The sequence below is a fragment of the Nodosilinea sp. LEGE 07298 genome (genome assembly GCF_015207265.1).
Taxonomy (GTDB): domain Bacteria; phylum Cyanobacteriota; class Cyanobacteriia; order Phormidesmidales; family Phormidesmidaceae; genus Nodosilinea.
In genome coordinates, this window is record NZ_JADEXE010000042.1 from 1 (window position 1) to 18,587 (window position 18,587).

The window sequence follows — 18,587 nt, forward strand, 5'->3', positions numbered from 1 at the left end:
TGGGCTGAGGGGCCAGGGCGTACTCGTAAACCAGCCCGCCAGCGACGAGGCCTAGCAGAAACAGCCAGCGCCAGGCTTCGTCGCTGGTGAAAGCGATCGCGCCATTGACCATGCCGCTAATGCCAGCGATCCGCCCGTTGAGAGCTAGTAGCAGGGTGGCGCTGAGGCCTATAAGAATGCCGCCAAACAGACCGTAGAGCCATTCCGTGGGCATAAGGAATCCCAGATTTATTATTTAACGATATGGTAATATATCTTACCAAAGATGTCCCTTTTATGTATCAGAAACCTGGTTTCTCTCCCCGTTAAGCAAATTACTCGGGTCAAATATACCTTTTAATGCCTTTTAGAGGAGGTTACGCTTAAATGAAAGGCAACCGACGCGAGATCTACACTCTTGAGCCAGGGCAAGTACCAGGGCAAACGCCTCAGTGCCACGGAAGTCACCCGCCTTTACGCCGCTGGAGAGCGCGACTTTCGCGGTGCCGTGCTGCGCGGCTGCAATTTTAGCGGAGCCGACCTGTCAGGGGCCGACTTTAGCGGGACCGATATTCGCAGTGCTAATTTTGTCAACTCAATTCTACAAGAAACAAAATTCTGCCATGTTCTAGCGGGCCTTCAATACCAATGGCAGATCGCCAATTGGCTCATACTTGCAGGCTTTATGTTTTTTGCTGGTAGTTTACAGGGGTATGGAGGAGGAGTACTAGGCCACTATTTTGTCCTCAGTCAGGATAATCCTCTCTTGTTGTTTGCAACATGTATGGGCTTAGTAGCAGTTGCGGCATCAATTATATTTATATTGCGTCAAGGATTAACCGTTAGAGCTGTAGCAAGTATTGCTATCGCTATTACTCTTTCTGGCTCAACAACTGCATTAATTTCTTTTCTAAGCGACACAACTGGAGCCTTTGCCTACGCTGGTGCTATTGCTGCCGCTGGGATCATTAGTGGAGGATGTATAGGCGCTATAGCTCTTCTAGGGCACAATCTTTTCTGCTACTTAGTTGTTTCTAGCATTGCCTTGATTAGTGCTGTACTATCTAGTCCATTCAACTATATCGGCTATGAAGCAGTCTTTTTTGCAGTTCTCACCTCAACAGTAGCTTCTTTGTTCGCATTTCCTATTTATAATTTTGTTTGCAACGAGGATCCAAAATTTATCAATTTTCGTATTATCGGCCTCGCCTTTACAACATTAGGAGGAACTACTTTTAGTGGTGCAAATCTTACTAACTCTACTTTTGCTTATGCAAGTCTAAAACATACTACTCTTATCAATCCGAGGCAAGGATCTACGCGTCTAAAACACATTCGCTGGCACCATGCCAAATATTTAGATTTTGTCCGTCTAGGTACTACCCATTTTTGGCAGTATCATCAAAATAATGTCGGCACAACAACACTACGCGATCGAAAAGGAAGACAATTACTTATGACTTTAAACGGTGTTGATCAAAACTTTGCTGGCGCAGATTTGAGAGAGGTCAATTTAAACGGTGCACAACTCCATCGAATCGATTTGAAGGGGGCTAACTTAAGTGGTGCAACATTAGTAGGTGCAGAACTTCAAGGAGCCAACCTCACTGAGGCCAACTGCGTCGGCACCAACTTCACTGCCGCTCATCTCACAGGAGCTTGCTTGGAAGCCTGGAACATCGACAGTACCACCACTCTCAAAGACATCGACTGCCAGTATGTCTTTCTGCATAAGCAACCCGACGCGCGGGGCGACCGCGAGCGCCGACCCCACAACCCCGACAAAGACTTTCAGCCTGGCGACTTTGAAAAAATTTTCAAAGACATGCTCGACACTGTGCAGTTGCTGATTCGCAACGGCATCAACCCCGACTCGTTTAAAGCCACCTTTCAGAGCATGATCGAGGTTCATCCCGACATCACCGCAGAATCCATACAAGGCTTTGAGCGCCGGGGCGACGATGTGTTGCTCACCCTTCAAGTGCCCCAAGGCACCAATAAAGCCGACATTGAGCGCACTTGGGATGAGGTTTACGAAGCCCGCCTCGCTGCCGCTTCTGCCACCGCCCAACTCGAAGCTGAAAAGCGCCGGGGCGACGACCTCAAGGAAGTGTCTCTGGGCTTCAGCCGATTTTTATCCAGCATTCAAATCAACAATATGAACAACCCCATCAACACTGGCGATCGCAGCTTCTACGCAAGCGGCGACGTCACCCTCACCGGTAGCACCATTAACCTGGGCGAAATCAGCGGTCAGGTGAGCAACCAAATCAACCAAATCCCTGAACCATCCACTCCCGATCAACCCAACCTGCGCGACATTCTCACTCAGCTCCAAACCGCCGCCGAAACCGACAGCGAACTCAGCGACGACGAAAAGGCTGAGGCCCTGCAAGCTGTGGCCCGCATTGCCACCGCCGCCACCGACCCTGCCCCCAGTGCCAAAACCCAGGGCGTGGTCAAACGCGCCTCCGCCACCCTCAAAGGCATGACCGAAGCCCTCACCGATGCCTCAAAACTGGCCGACGCCTGCACCAAGCTGTTGCCCCTGGTACTCAGCCTATTTGCTCTGGTCTAGAGCAAACTTGGTTTGAAATTGACTGGAACATGAAAAGAGGATTTTTCTGATGAGCAGTGTGCAAATTGAGGTTCCTGACGAGGTTTTGATTAGCCTGAAGGAAACGCCAGAAACAATTTCACGGGAGCTGTCAATTTTGGCAGCTGTCAAACTTTTTGAGCTGGGCAAACTTTCCTCAGGGCGGGCTGCCCAGCTGGCCCAGGTCTCGCGGGTTGAATTTCTCAATCTTATTGGGCGCTATCAGGTATCGCCATTTACTCTTTCGCCAGAAGAGTTAGCGCAAGACGTATCCAATGCCTGAGAGCCTGACTTTTATCAATACATCTCCTCTGCTCTATCTGCATCAGGTAGAGCAACTGCCAATCTTGCCCAAGCTCTATGGCACGGTTATTGCCCCTGCCGCTGTAGCGCAAGAGTTATCAGTCGGTCGAGAGCGAGGTATTGATGTTCCTGAATTGAACGGTTTGCATTGGCTACAGATTCGGGCTATTGAGTCGGCCTTGGCAGTTCCCAACGTTGTTGATCTTGGCCGTGGTGAGGCTGAGGTCATTGCTTTAGGCTTGCAAAATCCCAGTGGATTGCTGATCCTTGACGACCAATTGGGCCGACGTATCGCAGCTTTATCTAAACTTCGTTATACAGGGACTTTAGGCGTTTTAGTCAAGGCCAAACAAGCTGGATACCTATCTTCCATAAATTCAATTATTGCGAAACTGCAAACAAAAGGAATGTGGCTAACTCCAGCAATTATTCAAACTACGTTGGAACTCGCAGGGGAAGCTGAAAAATAGTGATTTTGTCAAGCCATTATGGCTACCCCAAAAGCTATTTAACTTAAACCTTCTTGGGAAAAATCACTTGACCTTTCCTTGTCAGACGAGCGACTTTCATAAGTTACTTGACCATTGCAGGTAATACGTTGGTAAAGTTTCAGTACGCCACTCCTCCCTCGGCGGAGTTCCCGGTAGGTTGGTGTCGCTTCATTAGAGCTACCCTCTACAATAGAAAAGAATTGCCAATTTTACGAACATCCCTAAGTCATGACTGACGCCGCCGTAACCGCCGCCGAGATATCCGCCGACATCGCCGATGCGGTCGAGCAGCGGCGCAATTTTGCCATCATTTCTCACCCCGACGCCGGTAAAACGACCCTGACCGAAAAGCTGCTGCTCTACGGGGGTGCCATTCAGGAGGCGGGCGCGGTAAAGGCCAAGCGGGCGCAGCGCAGCGCCACCTCCGACTGGATGGAGCTAGAGCAGCAGCGGGGAATTTCTATTACCTCGACGGTGCTACAGTTTGCCTACGGCGGCTACACCATCAACTTGCTCGATACGCCCGGGCACCAAGACTTTAGCGAAGACACCTATCGCACTCTGGCCGCCGCCGACAACGCAGTCATGCTCGAAGACGCGGCCAAGGGTCTGGAGCCTCAAACCCTGAAGCTGTTTGAAGTATGCAGAATGCGCGGCCTGCCCATCTTTACCTTCTTCAACAAGATGGATCGCCCGGCCCGCGAACCGCTAGATCTGCTAGATGAAATTGAGCAGCGCTTGGGTCTGCAAACCTACGCCGTCAACTGGCCGATTGGCATGGGCGATCGCTTCAAAGGCGTATTCGACCGCCGCCACCGCCAGATTCACCTGTTTGAGCGCAGTACCCACGGCAAGCGCGCCGCCAAAGATACCGTGCTCGACCTGGGCGATCCTCGCATTGAAGATTTGCTCGACCAAGACCTCTACTACCAGTTCAAAGAAGAGCTAGAGGTGATCGAGGAATTGGGGCCAGCGCTCGATCTAGAGGCCGTCCACGCCGGGCAGCAAACCCCGGTGTTTTTCGGCAGCGCCATGACCAATTTCGGCGTGCAGTTGTTTTTAGATGCCTTCCTCGACTACGCCCTCAAGCCCTCGGCCCGCAGCAGCACCCTGGGCGAGATTCCGCCCACGAACGAAGATTTTTCGGGGTTTGTGTTCAAGCTCCAGGCAAATATGGACCCCAAGCATAGGGACCGCATTGCCTTTGTGCGGGTGTGCTCGGGCAAGTTTGAGAAAGATATGGTGGTCAGCCATGCGCGATCGGGTAAGTCCGTTCGCCTGTCGCACCCGCAAAAGCTGTTTGGACAGGGTCGCGAATCGTTGGAAGAAGCCTACCCTGGCGACGTGATTGGCCTAAATAACCCGGGCGTGTTTGCGATCGGCGACACGATCTACCAGGGCAAGCGGCTGGAGTACGAAGGCATTCCCTGCTTTTCGCCCGAGATCTTTGCCTATCTCAAGAACCCCAACCCCTCGAAGTACAAGCAGTTTCAAAAGGGCGTGTCTGAACTGCGCGAGGAAGGCGCGGTGCAGATCATGTTCTCTGCCGATGAGTCAAAGCGTGACCCGATTCTCGCCGCCGTGGGTCAGCTCCAGCTAGAGGTGGTGCAGTACCGGATGCAGAACGAATACAACGTCGACACCCGTATCGAGCACTTGCCCTACACCGTGGCCCGCTGGGTCGAGGGTGGCTGGGAAGCCCTGGAGCAGGCCGGGCGGCTGTTCAATACCGCTACCGTAAAAGACAGCTGGGATCGCCCGGTGCTGCTGTTCAAGAATGAGTGGAACTGCCAGCAGGTGATGGCCGACCACCCAAAGCTGAAGCTGAATGCGATCGCCCCCGTGGTCTCGGGCAAAGAACCTGAAGGGCTGTAGATTTCAAGGGTTCAGTAATCGGGTTTTGGATTGCCACTTGCGGAGCCTGTGATCGCTTAACTCCTACAGCAACCAGATTTTCCTAAGTCTCTCTACAGCAGCGGCGTCACATCTTCGCCGCAGTCGTCGGCTAGGTACGACAGGGCGCGAAACCTCAAACCCACCAGTTGCTCATACAGCGGGTTGATTTTGCACATAGGTGGAATGTGCATCAGCTTCTTTTTGAACAGCACCACGTCGCGCTCAAAGGGGCACTGCGACGGAATCAGCTTGCACACAAACCGGGCTAAACGAGGGTCGTGTACCTCAAGCTGGTCAAGCCATTCGCGGGCCGGCTTAAGGGGGTCGAGCTTGCTGCTGTGATCGGTTGGGGGGCGTAACCCGGTGGCGATCGCAGCATTCTCGGGCTTGAGGCTATATATAGTCGATCGCACCGAGGCGAGACAGGTGTCTTGCAGGTTTAAGGCCTCGCACAGCGCCTGAAGTTGAGCGTCTTCTTCCACCGAGTAGACGCCGTCAGCCAGGGCCACCATTACCGCCATCCTTAAAAAGTTCTCGGCCATAGCCGGGTCGGGGCCGAGCACCTGGGCTACTTCGGCGGGGGTAACAGGTTCAAAATGCTCAAAATCTAGCTCTGGAGCCAGTTCTTCGTCGGTAATGGCGGCAATCAACGCTTTTTCGTCTTCATCAAACTTGCCGTCTGCCCAGGCCAGGGTGAGCAGCCCCCGGAGCCAGACCTTAATCTGCTCCTGGGTGTAGGGAGACTGGGTGACTACGGGCATAGATCCTCCTCAGCGAATATCACGGTACAGGCATCACAGGTTGGGGGAGTGGACAAAGCAATGCCTGGAACAACAGGCTGTAACGCTTTAATCTTAACGTTGTCCCTCAGAGACTGCCTTGGCCAGAGTAAATTTCTCACCCTTTGTTCGCTAAGGGCGGCAGCGCCATATGAGACCTAAGCCGCTAGCAGCATTAATCAAATCCATAGACAAAAAGATATGCAATAAGCTGAACTTATTATTTGGATTGGAAATTGCAGCCCGATTTTGCGCTTCAACAGGTTCAATTTCCGCTCAAAATGCCATAGACTTAATCGCATGGCAAAAGAGGAATTGATTGATTTAAGTCAATGGAATTCCTTGTCATATTTGGCTTGTAGCCATAGTCACGTTGGTTAGGACATCCAGAAACCCTATGAACGTTCAAACGCTCATAGGAGACCTGTCTTAACCAGACTGGCCACAGCTATAGCTTCCACCTTGTTCCCAGGGCTAGACTCCCTAGCCAATTAAGTGGCCTATAGCTTTTCAAGCTGCTCATCCATCGCTACCAGCACTAACCCCAGAAAATACTGAAATGAGAGCCTATGTCTAACTTTTGAAGATTTTTAGAAAGAAGGTGCCCGCTTTAGTCCAGCGACTGTAGCTGCTAAAGGGTAGGCATTGCCCACCATTTGAGAAGCTATTTTGTAGAGACCTGCTTTGACAGCGTTAAGTTTGCCCCCGCCAACCATGAGGCAACCTCAGCAGCCTTCAGCTTGAGCGGGTCTAGAAGGAGAAAAGTAGATGAGTAGAGGGGTGGATGCATAAGAGGGTAGAGCAAGCATCAAACCGTTTACCCGTCCACCCATCCACCCTTTTCTTCCCCAGTTCTGGTTCGGAGAGAGATAACCAGCGTTGGGAGAATGTGGCCTCCATCGCCAACAGCAGCCACATTTTCCTGCGCTGGTTTCTGAACCAGCCTACCTCGGCCAGTCTCCCCAAAAGAAAGGCCGGGGTGGGTTTCCTCTTCAACAGGTCCATGATAATGGAGTCCAGGATGGCTCAACGGCTAGACTTTTTTGCGGGTCGAGTCGCAATGCTGGCGACCATGCATCGCAAAGAGCAGGCGATCGCCCCCCTGCTAAACTCTCACCTGGGGGTCAACGTGGCGGTGCCTGCTGCCTTTGATACCGATACCTTTGGTACGTTTACGGGCGACGTTAAACGCCCGTCCGATCAGCTCACTACGGCTCGGCTCAAGGCGGCGGCGGTGCTTCGGCAAACGGGAGAAAGCCTGGCGGTCGCCAGCGAGGGCAGCTTTGGGCCACACCCGCAGATTCCGTTTGTGGCCTGCGATCGCGAGCTAGTCCTACTGATCGATCGCACCCATCAGCTCGAAATCGTCGGCGAATGCCTCTCCACCGACACCAACTACCGCAGTCAGGTCATCCACAGCTCAGCCGATGCCCTGGCCTTTGCCGAATCGGTAGGCTTTCCCCGGCACGGGCTGGTGGTCAAGGGCGGCGAGGCCGAGCAAATCTTGGAAAAAGGCATTACCGATGCAGACCAGCTTTTGGCCCTAGTGGAGCAGGCCCTGAGCCAATCGCCCCACCGCGCCGTCCGGCTTGAAACCGATATGCGAGCGCTCTACAATCCCACCCGCATGACTGTCATTGCCCAGGCCACCGAGGACTTGGTGCGAGCGATCGCGGTGTCTTGTCCGAGTTGCAGGTGTCCTGGCTTTAGCTCAATCAAGCAGTTTCCAGGGCTACCCTGTAGCCTCTGTGGTACCCCGACCCTCCTGACGCTTTCGCGGCTCTACCGTTGCCAGCGCTGCCAGTTTGAGCAGCGCCTCCCCGGCGACCACGGGTTTTCGGCCGCAGACCCCAGCTATTGCCCCTACTGCAATCCTTAAGATGCCTCCCCGCCCCCGGTTCCTGTGCATAGCCCTGGTGTGCTAGCCGACAGAACCGATCTACTGGCGGAATAGCGACTGGGCGATCGCAGGCAAGGCATCGGGCTCATCTACCAGCCAATCGGGTTGGGCGGCCGCCAGCGCCTCCCGACTGTTAAAGCCCCAGGTGACTGAAATGGGTCGAATACCCGCAAACCGAGCCGCCTGAATATCCCGCACCTCATCGCCCACATAAACCGTTTCGACAGGAACGAGCTGATGGCGCTCCAGGCATTTAGCGATCAGCCTACCTTTGCCAAACAGGGTGCCACCACCATCCACGCCGAAAAAGCAGTGCTCCAAAGCGTTGGCGGCCAAAAAAGCGTGAACCACCTCGGGGGCATTCGAGGTAATCACCGCCAGCGCATGGTTCTGGGCGTGCAGTTGCCGAATCACGGCTGGCATACCGGCACAGGGGGCGATCGGGAGATCGTAGGATTTCAGCTCTACTCGCAGGCGACGGAGCAGGGCAGGAATCTTGAGCAGGGGAATGCCAGAATACCGGATCAGTTGACGAGTGCTGAACCCCTTCAATGCCTCCACCTCATCCAGGGGGGTAGGGCGATAGCCAAATTCTGGGGCCAACCGATTGGTAATTTCTACAATGGTCGCCAAACTGTCCGCCAAGGTGCCGTCAAAATCAAACAAAAACGTGGTCAAAGTAGACTTACCCAAAACGCCACGCTTAGCCACCTCCATTAAAGAGCAAGAATTCAAGGTTCAAGTCCCTTTTCAAGTTACTGCTTCTCCGTTGTCTCAACGCCAAGAATATGGGGCAATATGGGTGAGTTACCCGTGGTAGGGGGTTCTCCTGCCGTTGAGGCTATGGTTTTGATGGGTTTAACCGATCGCAGAATTGCTGGGTTTGCGGCTTGCCAGCTGAGTGTTTGGGGTGGTCTGACCCTCCTCAGTGGGGGGCTACTGGCCCTACCTGCCGTAGCTCAGGCCCCTGTGCCCCTAACTTCGCCCGTCCGTTCCCCAAATCTACCCTCAGAAACGGCCCTCCCCTCCTCCACTACCGACTTTGACAACTACCGCCTGGGGCCGGGCGACAGCATCTTTGTTGGGGTGCAGCGGTTTCCAGACTTGAGCTTTCCGGCCACCTTAGACATTCAGGGCAATGTGGTGGTGCCCCTGGCGGGCACCGTCAATCTGGCCGGGCTGACCCTAGACCAGGCCCGCGACCAGCTCTACAGCCGCTACGACCAGTACGTAGTCAACCCCGATGTATCGCTGATTCTCACAGCCCAGCGGCCGGTGGAGGTGACGGTAGTGGGCGAGGTGCCGCGTCCGGGGCTATACCCGCTACAGGCTCCGCAGCTGGCGGTGGCGCTGCTGACGGCGGGGGGCTCAACCGCTCTGGCCGATCTGCGCACCGTCCAGATTGAGCGCACCCTGCGGGATGGCTCGCTGCTGTCGCGCCAGGTAGATCTATTTACCCCACTGCTGCAGGGAGAACCCATTCCCCAGGTGCAGCTCCAGAACGGCGATGTTATTACCGTGCCCCGCCTGGCCCCCGAGGATGTGGAGAGCTACGATCGCGACCTGGTTGCCACCTCAACCCTGGCGCGGCCCGAGATTACGGTACGGGTGCTCAACCGGGCCTCTGGAGCACGGGGGCTGGAAGCTCGCTTTGGGGCGATTAACCTGCGCAACGGCAGCCGTTTTTTGGATGCCCTGGCGGTGGCGGGGGTGAACCCTGACGTGGCAGCCTACAACCGGATTGCGGTGCTGCGCTTTAACCCTGAGACCGGCACCGCCGATACGATCATGGTGAATGCAGCGGCGGCAGTGAATGGCGATTTGAGCCAAAATATTCCGCTGCAGGAAAATGACATTCTGGTGGTCGATCGCAACCTGCTGGCGCGGGTAAGCTATGCCCTGAATACGTTTACTCAGCCCTTTCGCGATGTACTGGGCTTCTTGCTCTTTTTTGACTCGCTGACCGACTCGGCGGATTCACTCTTTAGGCCCTAGGGAAAACGGCGATGTCTCCTTTCGTTAAGCGCTATCTGCTGGCCCTCGACCGCTACAAGTGGCCCAGTCTGGCCACGCTGCTGGGTGTTTTGGGCATTTCGGCGGTGGTGGCGATGCAGCCGCCGCCGCCGCCCCAGTACCGAGCCGAGGGGGTGCTGGTGCAAAATGCCCCCGTGGTAGCGCTGACGGCAACCGGCACCGAGGTGCAGCTGCGGGGCCAGGGCATTATCTCGGAGCAGTTTTTGCTGGCCGATGTGCTGCTTCAGCAGGTATCCCAGGAGCTGGAGCGACGGGGGATGCCGATGGCACCGGAAACCATTCGCGATCGCACCACGGTCAGGCTCGAAGGTGTGGAGGGCGAAGAACCCCAAGTGCAGCGGGTGACGGTGGTGTTTCGCGGGGCTAGCGAAGAGCAGACCCAGCTTACCCTCAGCCTGATGTTTGAAGCGATGGTCGAACTGAGCCGGGTGACCAACCGGGCGCGGCTGCGGGCCATTGTCACCGCCCTCGACGAGCGGCTGCCAGCGGTGGAGACCGACCTGCGCGCCGCCGAGCAGGCGCTGGAGGCCTACGATCGCACCGAAGGTCCGGCGATTCAGGCGGCCCTCGATGGCAGCCTGCTGGGGGCGATCTCGGGCGGGCAGCAGCAGCAGCGCCAGAACCAGATTGCCCTGGCGGGGCTAGAGGCTCAGATTCAGAGCCTGCAGCAGCGGCTAGGGCTGTCGCCAGGGCAGGCTTTTACGGCCTCAGCGCTGAGCGCCGACCCGATTATTGCCCAGCTGCGATCGCAAATTTTAGAAACCGAAACCCAGCTTCAATTGCTGTCGCCCACCCTGCGCGAGTCGCACCCCACCATCCAGGAGCTGAGCCAAAACCTGACGGCCTACAACGCTCTGCTGCGAGAGCGGGCGCAGGAGGTGGTGGGTGGCCAAGACCTGGCGGCGCTGCCCAGCGTCAGCGACGTGCGCCAAAACAGCACCCTCGACCCGGCCCGCGCCGCCCTGGCCAACCAGTTGGTCACCCTCAGCGCCGAGCGGGCCGCCCTGGTTAGTCAGCAGCAGGCGCTCAGCCAGGCCGACGGGCAGCTGCGGCAGCAGTATTCCAGCCTGCCCAACAAGCAGCTCGAGCGCGATCGCCTGGCCCAGCAGGTTGCCCTCAACCAGGCCCTCTATGACCAAATTCAGGCCAAGCGTATTGATGCCCAGGCCGCCGAGGCCGAAACCGTCAGCAGCCTGAGCGTGGCGGAGCCGCCCACCGTGGCTGCCCAGGTTGAGTCGCCGACCAACCCGATCGCGGTCTTGGTCGTGGGCGGGCTGCTGGGGGTAGTCGCTGCCGGGGCCGTCGCCTTTCTACTCGACTTGCTCGACAGCACCGCCCGCACCGCCGAAGATATCCAGGGCATTCTGACCGACCAGGATGTGCCGGTGCTGGGGCTAGTGCCGAGCCTAAACGCTACCTCAGCCCAGGGCTGGCCGATGCTCTACCCACCCCAAAGCCCCGATCTCGAAATCTATGAGCGATTGCGCAGTAGCCTGCGGCGAGCGGGCAGTCTGTCTGAGGCCGGGGTCGCCCCCCGGGTGGTGCTGGTGGTGAGCAGCCGGGCGGGCGAGGGCAAAACGACCAGCGCCTTCAACCTCGGCATTGCCGCCGCTCGCGCCGGTCGCCGCACCCTGGTGATTGAAGCCGATCTGCGCCAGCCCTCCTGCGGGCACCGACTGGGGGTAAAGCCAGGGCCTGAGGCCGTTGCCGAACCGTTGCACTACTACGCTGGCCGCCAGCAAGAACCCATTCAGCTGGCCCCTTGGGTCGAAAACCTCTACCTGTCGCCCAGTCCTGGCCCCCAACCCCACCCGGCCGCGATTTTAGAATCGAGCGAGATGACCCAGTTTTTGGCCGATGCCCGCGCCCGCTTCGACCTGGTGCTGATTGACGCACCGCCCCTGGGCCGCAGCAATGATGCCCTGCTGCTAGGATCCGCCAGCGACGGTCTGCTGCTGGTCACCCGCCCCGGCATCACCGACAAAGCCGTGCTGGAGGCCCTGCTAGAGCAGCTTCTAGAAAACGACGACCTGCCCGTGCTGGGGGCCATTGTCAACGCAGCCGATCGCGCCGCTGCCCCAACCGCTGCCCCCGGTTACTCGGCTCCGGCGGCGGCCCCGCTGATTCGCTCCATCGATTTTTAGCCGGGCTAGCCTAAGGTAAACGCTTAGGCTACGATCATATGTCGTAGATTCTGTCGTTGTTCGGAGCGATCGCTTGCCTACCCTGGGAGTCAACATCGACCACATTGCCACCATTCGCCAGGCTCGCCGCACGGTAGAGCCTGACCCGGTGGCCGCAGCGGTGCTGGCCGAGCTAGCCGGTGCCGACGGCATTACCGTGCACCTGCGCGAAGACCGCCGCCACATGCAAGACCGCGACGTCCGCCTGCTGCGGCAGACTGTGCGCACCCACCTCAACCTGGAAATGGCCGCCACCGACGAAATGGTGGCGATCGCCCTCGATATCAAGCCCGACTACGTCACCCTGGTGCCCGAGCGGCGCGAAGAAGTGACCACCGAGGGCGGGCTGGATGTGGCAGGCCAGACCGATCGCATGAAAGCTGTGGTCAGTGCCCTCCAGGGGGTCGACATTCCGGTCAGTCTGTTTATTGATGCGGCGGCCGACCAAATCGAAGCCTCCGCCCAGGTGGGGGCTCAGTTCATTGAGCTGCACACTGGCCCCTACGCCGAGGCGAAAGTAGAGCACGATTTGGCTCAAGAGCTCAACATTCTCGCCCAGGGCACGGCCCAGGCGATCGCCCTCGGCCTGCGGGTCAACGCCGGTCACGGCCTCACCTACTGGAATACCACCCCCGTCGCCCGCATCCCCGGCATGGAGGAACTCAACATCGGCCACAGCATCATCAGCCGCGCCGTTTTGGTCGGCCTAGAGCGCGCCGTCCGCGAGATGAAAGCGCTGATTTAGGGAGGAGTTAATACAAGGTTTAAGGTTTAAGGTCTAAGGTTTAAGGCCAAACCTAAAACCCTGTACCTAAAACCCTATACCTAAAACCCTGCACCTAAAACCTAAAACCCTACCCCCAAAGGAAACCCCCATGACCACCTACTACTACGCCGTCGCCAGCCAAAAGTTTCTGCTCGAAGAAGAACCCCTAGAAGAAGTCCTCAAAGAACGCCGCCGCTACTACCAGGAGCAGGAGCAGGAGGTGAATTTTTGGCTGGTCAAATCTCCCGCCTTTCTGGAGGCTCCCGAACTGGCTACCGTGAAGGCCAGCTGCCCACAGCCCTCGGTTGCCCTGGTCTCAACCAGCAAGCAGTTTATTACCTGGGTGAAGCTGCGGTTTGAGTACGTGGGCACTGGCGAGTTTGAAGCCCCCTCTGAGACCATCCCCGACCCGCTGGCCTCCTTAGATGCCGTTGCCTCCTAACCTTGACTTAATAGCTCGCATCGCTCCCGAGAAGTCATCGGCCACCTCCCGATTTACTTAAATAATCCGAGTTCGGGATAAGGCACACCCATTGAGATTTCGCTTTGGCGATCCCCTCCTGGGAGGGGCAGGGGTGAGTCGATCCTGACATTGAGTCGTTTTATTCGTGGTAGATGGGGTATCCGTGGGCATAGACTTTGACCCACCCCGCCCTCCGGGCACCCCTCCAAGGAGGGGAAGTTGCTCAGTATTTATCTATCAGCAGTTATCCCGAACTGAGGTTCCCTACGTTGCTGCTCAAAGTGCTCCAGCGCCTGCTGCGCTGCACTGGCCATGTTGGAGATAATTAAAAAAGGCCCGCAAGCTGTGCTTACGGGCCTTGGAGGGTTTAGCTTTGCAGATGGCTTACATCGCCTCTGCTTTAACTATGCGACGGGGGCGCTTGCGTTCCGACTTTTTCTTGTAGCCAATAGCTTGGGTGGCATTGCTGTCGGGGCCAAATTGGGCGCGTACGGCTTCTTTCATCGACAGAATGGCGTTGTGAAACTCCCATTCGGCCTGGCGGGCGGTATCGCTAGCGGCTTTCATCATCGCCTGTAGCTCAGTTTCTTTTTGCTGCATGGCCAGCATGTTGGCATAGCTGGCTTTGAGGGCTTCAGGAGTAGAGTCGACTCGTACAGGGGTATAGCCCTCGACGGTGCCGAGCGCGTTGAGGGAATCGATGTCGGCTCTAACGGTTTTTACAGATAGACGACGAGAAATATTGACAACAGCCATATGAGTTAAGCCTTATTGGTAGATGTAGCTGGACACGAACGAGTCGCTTACCCGGGAAATTCGGGTGTAAAGCAGACGATGGAGTAGTGACGAGTAGTTCTGGAACAGGTGAGTCAGAGGCGACGTTTGGGGCGGTAGCGTCGATTTGTCTCATCTATTGCCAAGATTGCCCCGTTGCACGCTGAGACTAACGATTTTGATGAAGAGCTGATAAAGGTCGCCCTCAGGTTGGAAAGGGTTTTGGCGTTGCAGGCTTGTTGCCAGTGCTGAATGATTGATGTGCAGCAATGCCAATGCCAATGTGAATTGAGCGTATGCGAATGCGAGCCTTGCAGATTCGAAGTTGCTCTATGACAGTAAAGCAAACCATAGACACATTAAGCGTGCGCGCGATCGCATTAAGACTGTGAGGTGTGCAATTAAGATTGTGACGGCTGCAGATTCGAAGTTGCTCTATGACAGTAAAGCAAGCCATAGACGCATTAAGCGTGTGAGCCTTCGCATTGGCATTGTTGAGCCGCAATCTAAACCAGTGAGCGATCGCACTCAAGCATTGACGCCTCACCGTAGAGGTGTAATGGGTAACAGAGCTGGTGCGCGTTGGCCTGCCGGTCTTTGACCATCGCATATGAACGATGCTGCACACCGATATAGCAACGTAATTGTTCCAGGTAAAGGAGCAGCATCTACTTGGGAGGATGCAGCCCTGCTGAAGCTAAAAGCCGTCTCAGGTTAATTACCCCTGCGCGATTTAGTGTTAATGCCTCCACCGTGGCGCGACCACAGGAAGTTCGCCCGATTAGCCGAGTTGTATCTTCACTCCAGACAAAATGCTCATCCCAGATTTGCTCTCGGGGATTGAAGAGGGGCACGACTTCACCTGTGAGTGGGTCAATGCTAACAGTCTTGGTGAATTTGCGACCGTTACAGCCAAAACAAGCCCAGGCCAGATTTTCTGGGGTGGTTGCGCCGCCTAGCTGACGGGGCTGGATGTGATCAATGGTAAAGCTGTCAGGAGAAAATGTCTCTGGGCAACGGCAGTATTCACAAAGCTGCTGGGCTCTTTGAGCAACCTTGCGCCTGAGGCTGGCAGGAACCCGGTCGGACTCAGGCGGCATTGAAGGGATGGGATTGAGGAGAAACCTGTTGATTTAAGGTCACCAGATCCACATTTCTGAGCTTGGCAAGTTCTATCAGAGCTTCTAGCCGCTCGACCCGGTGCTGTTCCACGAGATCTTCGTAGCAGATCAGCTCCTGGTGCTCCGCTTCAGTAAGTTCGCCCCATTCGCAGCGATCGCGCAGTTCATTCAATCGTGCTTGCTCTGCTTTTGGTAGACGCCGCTGGATAATCTCCAGCAGGTGCGTTTCATCACCATTCGCTACACTTTGAGAGGTTGGTTCTGTCAATACCTCCAACAGCTGAACCACTGCTGCTAGCTTGCTTTGAGGCAGTTGCTCGATGAGAGAAATAGCTCGTTGCCGGATATTGACAGGGGGCATCGCAAGAGACAGGTAGGTATGAGTCCAATTCTATCAGTGCAGAAATTTGGAAGAGATACAGCGACGTAACTGTTCTCAACAATCGACAATCGACGGCCGCGCCTCAGTCGAACTCTCTGCAATGTTAAGGTTCAAGACGGTGATGCACTCTGTAGCAATTTTGACTTGCTTGGGCGATCGCAATAGGCTAAATTTCTGACTTAGAGCTGTGTGCGTGCAGCTTGATTCCCAAAATTTGGTCGAACGCCACTGGAAGGTGCTACCAACACCAACCAGCGGCTGACCCCTTCGACAGAACCGGCTGTCTCGGAGGCTGAGTAGCATTTTACTCGTGGCCGCTCCGAACTGCATATTGTCTGGGAGCGGCCAAGTTTTGGGTTTCCTACCCATCCGTTTCTTGGAGGAAACCCTTATGTTGTGTTTGCCATATTTGGTGTCGTCTGCCCGTCGGGGTGAGGCGACGAACCCGCTGCTGCTTGCGAATTCGGAGAGTCAGCCGGGGCGTGAGCGGTTGCGCCATCTGGTGATTGGGTCGCCGGACGGGGTGCGCGGGGCGATTAACCACCTGCATTTGCTCAGGTACGCAGAGCAGCGGGAGTGGAGCCGCCAGTTCACGATACCGGAGTCGGGGATTTTGATTACCCCGGAGCAGGGGGAGGTGTTTAGCTACCTACTACGGTATCGGCAGTTGGGATAACTTATAAACTAGCCAAAGCGAAGCGTGTCTATCATCTAAAATATCTGCCGATGATGGACACGTACTCAAAATTTTGATCATCTGATGGTTGTCGGGGTTTATAAGAATTTCAGGAAAGCCTCGTTTGGACTTCCTTAACCACTAGGGCTATCTATGCATCTGCCAACAGTCAAGCTATATTGGATCTAAGCAGTTTCAATTGTTCTTTATTCCCTACCATTAATTTAGAAAGCGAAGAAGCCTAAACTAAGCTTCAATGGAATTGATCTCATTTTCTAACTCGTAAATTTCTCTTTCAAGGAATTTCATTTGGCGTTTAATGTTACTTTTCTCTAAGGCGTTTACAACATAGTTAAACTGCTCCGAGAGAGCCTGATAATCTGAGGTTAAGTTTGATAGTCTACCTTTTAACTCGGCAATCTTGATTAACGAAAATGGGGTCTTAATGGACTCATCAATTTTCCCAGAAACGCTTACAGCTACTTCCTCTTTAGAAGAAGGATCTAGAAATCTATTTATGCTTTCAATAAGTCTTAAAATATCATTATGGAAGTCTGGGTCTGATCTTACCTTGGCACCATTTAAGAAAGGTAGACTTTGCAGAGCGTGTGGCAGATCCTTTACCCCCATCAAATTTGCATTATTGACGAGCAATGGGATTAATGGGATTTGTTTTTCCAAAGCTATTTCAATTTCTAACCGAACCCAATCGTTTGGATCTTCCAGTCTACGATTTCCTTCAGAATCAGCAACGCTCAACCATGTTGGACCAATTATCGCAATAACTACCTGACAGAGATCTATCCAATGACGAATATGGCTTCTGAAGTCAATTCCATAAGGGATAGAATTAACATCCTTAAATACAGAATCTCGACCATAATGAATCACCAGGTGATCATATATACGGCCAGTTATATCTTCGCTATCACTCCTGCGGTAAGAAATAAAAATTGCGTTTCGATCTATCATACTTCTAATAATTTCAGTTAAGACCGGAGTACCATAAAGCTCTAGTGGGTACTGATTTTTGAGAAAAATGGGAGACATTAGTTTAATATCCCCCAAGGTAAATTATTTCCACAAGAAAAGATCTTGAATTTAAAGATCCCCTACTCATTAAGGGGAAGAGGTTCTTCATCTGACTGCTCACTCTCTAGGAGAGAAACCAAACTTTCTAGTTTCTCTTGAGAGTTATCTTCAGGCTTAAGAGTAAACAAGAGACCTTTATGGAGAGTAATTCCTTCCCCGCAGTCACCGTCCTCACTGCTAGTTAGACAAAGAGTGGGTTGTCCATTTAGCTTGCCACTAGTTAAGTAAAGAAAATCTCCTTCTTCAATAAAGTCAGCCAGTCGAGCGGACACCTGCTTACAACGAGTCTCCGAATCATAACCAGCGTCCTCAAAGAAAACTGAATCCCAAAGTATGAGTAGTCTTTCATCTTCATTCTTGAGCTTAACTAAAGTCGCGGGTGTATTTTCTTCGCTATCACACAGAAATGAGACACCTTCTAGTTCAACTTTAAAGACAGTTTTGTCTGAAGCTAGATACGATTCGGAATCAGCGAAAGTTTCCAAAGATGCAATTTGGGAAATGGATTGTGAGTTGCTAGTACTTCCAACAGCCACTGTTGGCATATAGGCAGTGCTCTGTCTCCTTGTAGGTACAGAATTTACAACTTCAACAGGTCTTTGAGCCGATGGCTTAGGGTTAGTGGTTGTTATGTCTGAAATACCCTCAGGTGTTGTTTGACTGTCTCCATATGAGCCAGCACGTGGTAAGGCCGTAATTCTAAGATCATTCAATGAATCATCATTCGTACTCGCTTGTTCAGAGGGAGGTAAGGTTGTTCCAGATCGGGGAGGAACCGTTGCTTCTGGGACATTTACCACTTCTACTTCCTCGGATAAATCATTCGAGTTTGCCTGTTCGGCAAGAGGCAAAGTTGTTCCAGCTCGAGGAGGAACTGTTTCAGCAGAATCACTCAGGACTCCTTCACTTGAAGTAGCCTCAGGCTTACTTACTTCTGAAGGCTGAATAGAACCAGCACGAGGCGGAGGGATATCACTCTCAACAGCTATATTAATCGCTTCGGATGATTGTCGAATGGGGTCAGCCTGAGTGAACTTTTGAGGAGCAAAATCCACTAGTCTAGAAGAAGCTTCCGCAGGGGACATCCCGATGCAGTAAGACAGTGCTACAGCACCAGAGGCCCAAAGAAAGAAATTCGGATATTCCATAACT

At 54.2% G+C, this 18,587-nt stretch carries 18 protein-coding genes and 1 pseudogene; 11 read left to right on the top strand and 8 right to left on the bottom strand.

The window, feature by feature from the left end; all coding sequences use genetic code 11:
- Positions 1-214 (bottom strand): hypothetical protein (locus IQ273_RS08230; RefSeq protein ID WP_313898047.1); only part of this gene is annotated, 214 nt, incomplete at its 3' end.
- 183 nt (positions 215-397) lie between these two features.
- Between IQ273_RS08230 and IQ273_RS35710 the strand changes: the two are divergent.
- The 5 genes and pseudogenes from IQ273_RS35710 to IQ273_RS08250 all read left to right on the top strand — a co-directional run.
- A pseudogene (locus tag IQ273_RS35710) lies at positions 398-1,264 on the top strand (pentapeptide repeat-containing protein); the annotation flags it as partial.
- 171 nt (positions 1,265-1,435) lie between these two features.
- Positions 1,436-2,557 carry a pentapeptide repeat-containing protein gene (locus IQ273_RS33555; RefSeq protein WP_228052567.1) on the top strand — a complete coding sequence of 374 codons (1,122 nt, stop codon included), beginning with the start codon at positions 1,436-1,438 and terminating at the stop codon, positions 2,555-2,557.
- Positions 2,558-2,606: 49 nt separating this feature from the next.
- Positions 2,607-2,858 (top strand): UPF0175 family protein, encoded by a 252-nt coding sequence (locus IQ273_RS08240; RefSeq protein ID WP_194022691.1) that lies wholly within the window; start codon positions 2,607-2,609, stop codon positions 2,856-2,858.
- Positions 2,851-3,348 carry a DUF3368 domain-containing protein gene (locus IQ273_RS08245; protein WP_194022692.1) on the top strand — a complete coding sequence of 166 codons (498 nt, stop codon included), beginning with the start codon at positions 2,851-2,853 and terminating at the stop codon, positions 3,346-3,348. Before IQ273_RS08240 ends, IQ273_RS08245 begins: the two co-directional genes overlap by 8 nt.
- 249 nt (positions 3,349-3,597) lie before the next feature.
- Positions 3,598-5,244: a peptide chain release factor 3 gene (locus IQ273_RS08250; protein WP_194022693.1), complete on the top strand. Its 1,647-nt coding sequence runs from the start codon at positions 3,598-3,600 to the stop codon at positions 5,242-5,244.
- Between the two features lie 92 nt (positions 5,245-5,336).
- Here IQ273_RS08250 and IQ273_RS08255 read toward each other — a convergent pair whose 3' ends face one another.
- Positions 5,337-6,026 carry a DUF533 domain-containing protein gene (locus tag IQ273_RS08255; RefSeq protein ID WP_194022694.1) on the bottom strand — a complete coding sequence of 230 codons (690 nt, stop codon included), beginning with the start codon at positions 6,024-6,026 and terminating at the stop codon, positions 5,337-5,339.
- 1,039 nt (positions 6,027-7,065) lie between these two features.
- On the opposite strand from IQ273_RS08255, the gene IQ273_RS08260 reads away from it, so the two are divergent.
- Entirely contained in the window at positions 7,066-7,923 is an 858-nt protein-coding gene (locus tag IQ273_RS08260; RefSeq protein WP_194022695.1) for a DUF6671 family protein, read from the top strand.
- A gap of 60 nt (positions 7,924-7,983) precedes the next feature.
- Here the strand turns inward: IQ273_RS08260 and IQ273_RS08265 are convergent, their stop codons facing one another.
- Positions 7,984-8,679 (bottom strand): HAD hydrolase-like protein, encoded by a 696-nt coding sequence (locus tag IQ273_RS08265; RefSeq protein WP_194022696.1) that lies wholly within the window; start codon positions 8,677-8,679, stop codon positions 7,984-7,986.
- 78 nt (positions 8,680-8,757) lie between these two features.
- On the opposite strand from IQ273_RS08265, the gene IQ273_RS08270 reads away from it, so the two are divergent.
- The 4 genes from IQ273_RS08270 to IQ273_RS08285 all read left to right on the top strand — a co-directional run bounded on the left by IQ273_RS08270 (position 8,758) and on the right by IQ273_RS08285 (position 13,369).
- On the top strand, positions 8,758-9,939 hold the full coding sequence (locus IQ273_RS08270; RefSeq protein WP_313898048.1) for a polysaccharide biosynthesis/export family protein: 1,182 nt from the start codon (positions 8,758-8,760) through the stop codon (positions 9,937-9,939).
- 11 nt (positions 9,940-9,950) lie between these two features.
- Positions 9,951-12,122, top strand: a complete 2,172-nt coding sequence (locus tag IQ273_RS08275) for a tyrosine-protein kinase domain-containing protein (RefSeq protein WP_194022697.1) — start codon at positions 9,951-9,953, stop codon at positions 12,120-12,122.
- A gap of 73 nt (positions 12,123-12,195) precedes the next feature.
- Positions 12,196-12,906, top strand: a complete 711-nt coding sequence (locus IQ273_RS08280) for a pyridoxine 5'-phosphate synthase (protein WP_194022698.1) — start codon at positions 12,196-12,198, stop codon at positions 12,904-12,906.
- A gap of 130 nt (positions 12,907-13,036) precedes the next feature.
- A complete protein-coding gene (locus IQ273_RS08285; protein ID WP_194022699.1) occupies positions 13,037-13,369 on the top strand; it encodes an MgPME-cyclase complex family protein in 333 nt (110 codons plus the stop codon).
- Positions 13,370-13,774: 405 nt separating this feature from the next.
- On the opposite strand, the gene IQ273_RS08290 is transcribed toward IQ273_RS08285, so the two are convergent.
- From IQ273_RS08290 to IQ273_RS08300, 3 genes are all read right to left on the bottom strand, one after another.
- Complete coding sequence (locus IQ273_RS08290; RefSeq protein WP_194022700.1) at positions 13,775-14,146, bottom strand: hypothetical protein; 372 nt, start codon at positions 14,144-14,146, stop codon at positions 13,775-13,777.
- Positions 14,147-14,832: 686 nt separating this feature from the next.
- Positions 14,833-15,264: an HNH endonuclease gene (locus IQ273_RS08295; RefSeq protein ID WP_194022701.1), complete on the bottom strand. Its 432-nt coding sequence runs from the start codon at positions 15,262-15,264 to the stop codon at positions 14,833-14,835.
- The gene (locus IQ273_RS08300) at positions 15,254-15,646 is read right to left on the bottom strand and encodes a hypothetical protein (protein WP_194022702.1); all 393 of its coding nucleotides are present in this window, start codon (positions 15,644-15,646) and stop codon (positions 15,254-15,256) included. Before IQ273_RS08300 ends, IQ273_RS08295 begins: the two co-directional genes overlap by 11 nt.
- A gap of 412 nt (positions 15,647-16,058) precedes the next feature.
- Between IQ273_RS08300 and IQ273_RS08305 the strand changes: the two genes are divergently transcribed.
- Positions 16,059-16,343, top strand: a complete 285-nt coding sequence (locus IQ273_RS08305) for a hypothetical protein (protein ID WP_194022703.1) — start codon at positions 16,059-16,061, stop codon at positions 16,341-16,343.
- A 246-nt stretch (positions 16,344-16,589) separates the two neighbouring features.
- On the opposite strand, the gene IQ273_RS08310 is transcribed toward IQ273_RS08305, so the two are convergent.
- Both IQ273_RS08310 and IQ273_RS08315 read right to left on the bottom strand, forming a co-directional pair.
- Entirely contained in the window at positions 16,590-17,393 is an 804-nt protein-coding gene (locus tag IQ273_RS08310; RefSeq protein ID WP_194022704.1) for a TIR domain-containing protein, read from the bottom strand.
- Between the two features lie 62 nt (positions 17,394-17,455).
- Positions 17,456-18,583 (bottom strand): COP23 domain-containing protein, encoded by a 1,128-nt coding sequence (locus IQ273_RS08315; protein WP_228052564.1) that lies wholly within the window; start codon positions 18,581-18,583, stop codon positions 17,456-17,458.
- Positions 18,584-18,587 lie beyond the last annotated feature (4 nt).

What these genes read in the sequence shown, in the direction of transcription:
- IQ273_RS08240 (WP_194022691.1), top strand. Translation starts at nt 2,607, where the DNA reads ATGAGCAGTGTGCAAATTGAGGTTCCTGACGAGGTTTTGATTAGCCTG.
- IQ273_RS08295 (WP_194022701.1), bottom strand. Translation starts at nt 15,264, where the DNA reads ATGCCGCCTGAGTCCGACCGGGTTCCTGCCAGCCTCAGGCGCAAGGTT.
- IQ273_RS08315 (WP_228052564.1), bottom strand. Translation starts at nt 18,583, where the DNA reads ATGGAATATCCGAATTTCTTTCTTTGGGCCTCTGGTGCTGTAGCACTG.
- IQ273_RS08245 (WP_194022692.1), top strand. Translation starts at nt 2,851, where the DNA reads ATGCCTGAGAGCCTGACTTTTATCAATACATCTCCTCTGCTCTATCTG.
- IQ273_RS08285 (WP_194022699.1), top strand. Translation starts at nt 13,037, where the DNA reads ATGACCACCTACTACTACGCCGTCGCCAGCCAAAAGTTTCTGCTCGAA.
- IQ273_RS08260 (WP_194022695.1), top strand. Translation starts at nt 7,066, where the DNA reads ATGGCTCAACGGCTAGACTTTTTTGCGGGTCGAGTCGCAATGCTGGCG.
- IQ273_RS08290 (WP_194022700.1), bottom strand. Translation starts at nt 14,146, where the DNA reads ATGGCTGTTGTCAATATTTCTCGTCGTCTATCTGTAAAAACCGTTAGA.
- IQ273_RS08255 (WP_194022694.1), bottom strand. Translation starts at nt 6,026, where the DNA reads ATGCCCGTAGTCACCCAGTCTCCCTACACCCAGGAGCAGATTAAGGTC.
- IQ273_RS33555 (WP_228052567.1), top strand. Translation starts at nt 1,436, where the DNA reads ATGACTTTAAACGGTGTTGATCAAAACTTTGCTGGCGCAGATTTGAGA.
- IQ273_RS08275 (WP_194022697.1), top strand. Translation starts at nt 9,951, where the DNA reads ATGTCTCCTTTCGTTAAGCGCTATCTGCTGGCCCTCGACCGCTACAAG.
- IQ273_RS08305 (WP_194022703.1), top strand. Translation starts at nt 16,059, where the DNA reads ATGTTGTGTTTGCCATATTTGGTGTCGTCTGCCCGTCGGGGTGAGGCG.
- IQ273_RS08300 (WP_194022702.1), bottom strand. Translation starts at nt 15,646, where the DNA reads ATGCCCCCTGTCAATATCCGGCAACGAGCTATTTCTCTCATCGAGCAA.
- IQ273_RS08310 (WP_194022704.1), bottom strand. Translation starts at nt 17,393, where the DNA reads ATGTCTCCCATTTTTCTCAAAAATCAGTACCCACTAGAGCTTTATGGT.
- IQ273_RS08250 (WP_194022693.1), top strand. Translation starts at nt 3,598, where the DNA reads ATGACTGACGCCGCCGTAACCGCCGCCGAGATATCCGCCGACATCGCC.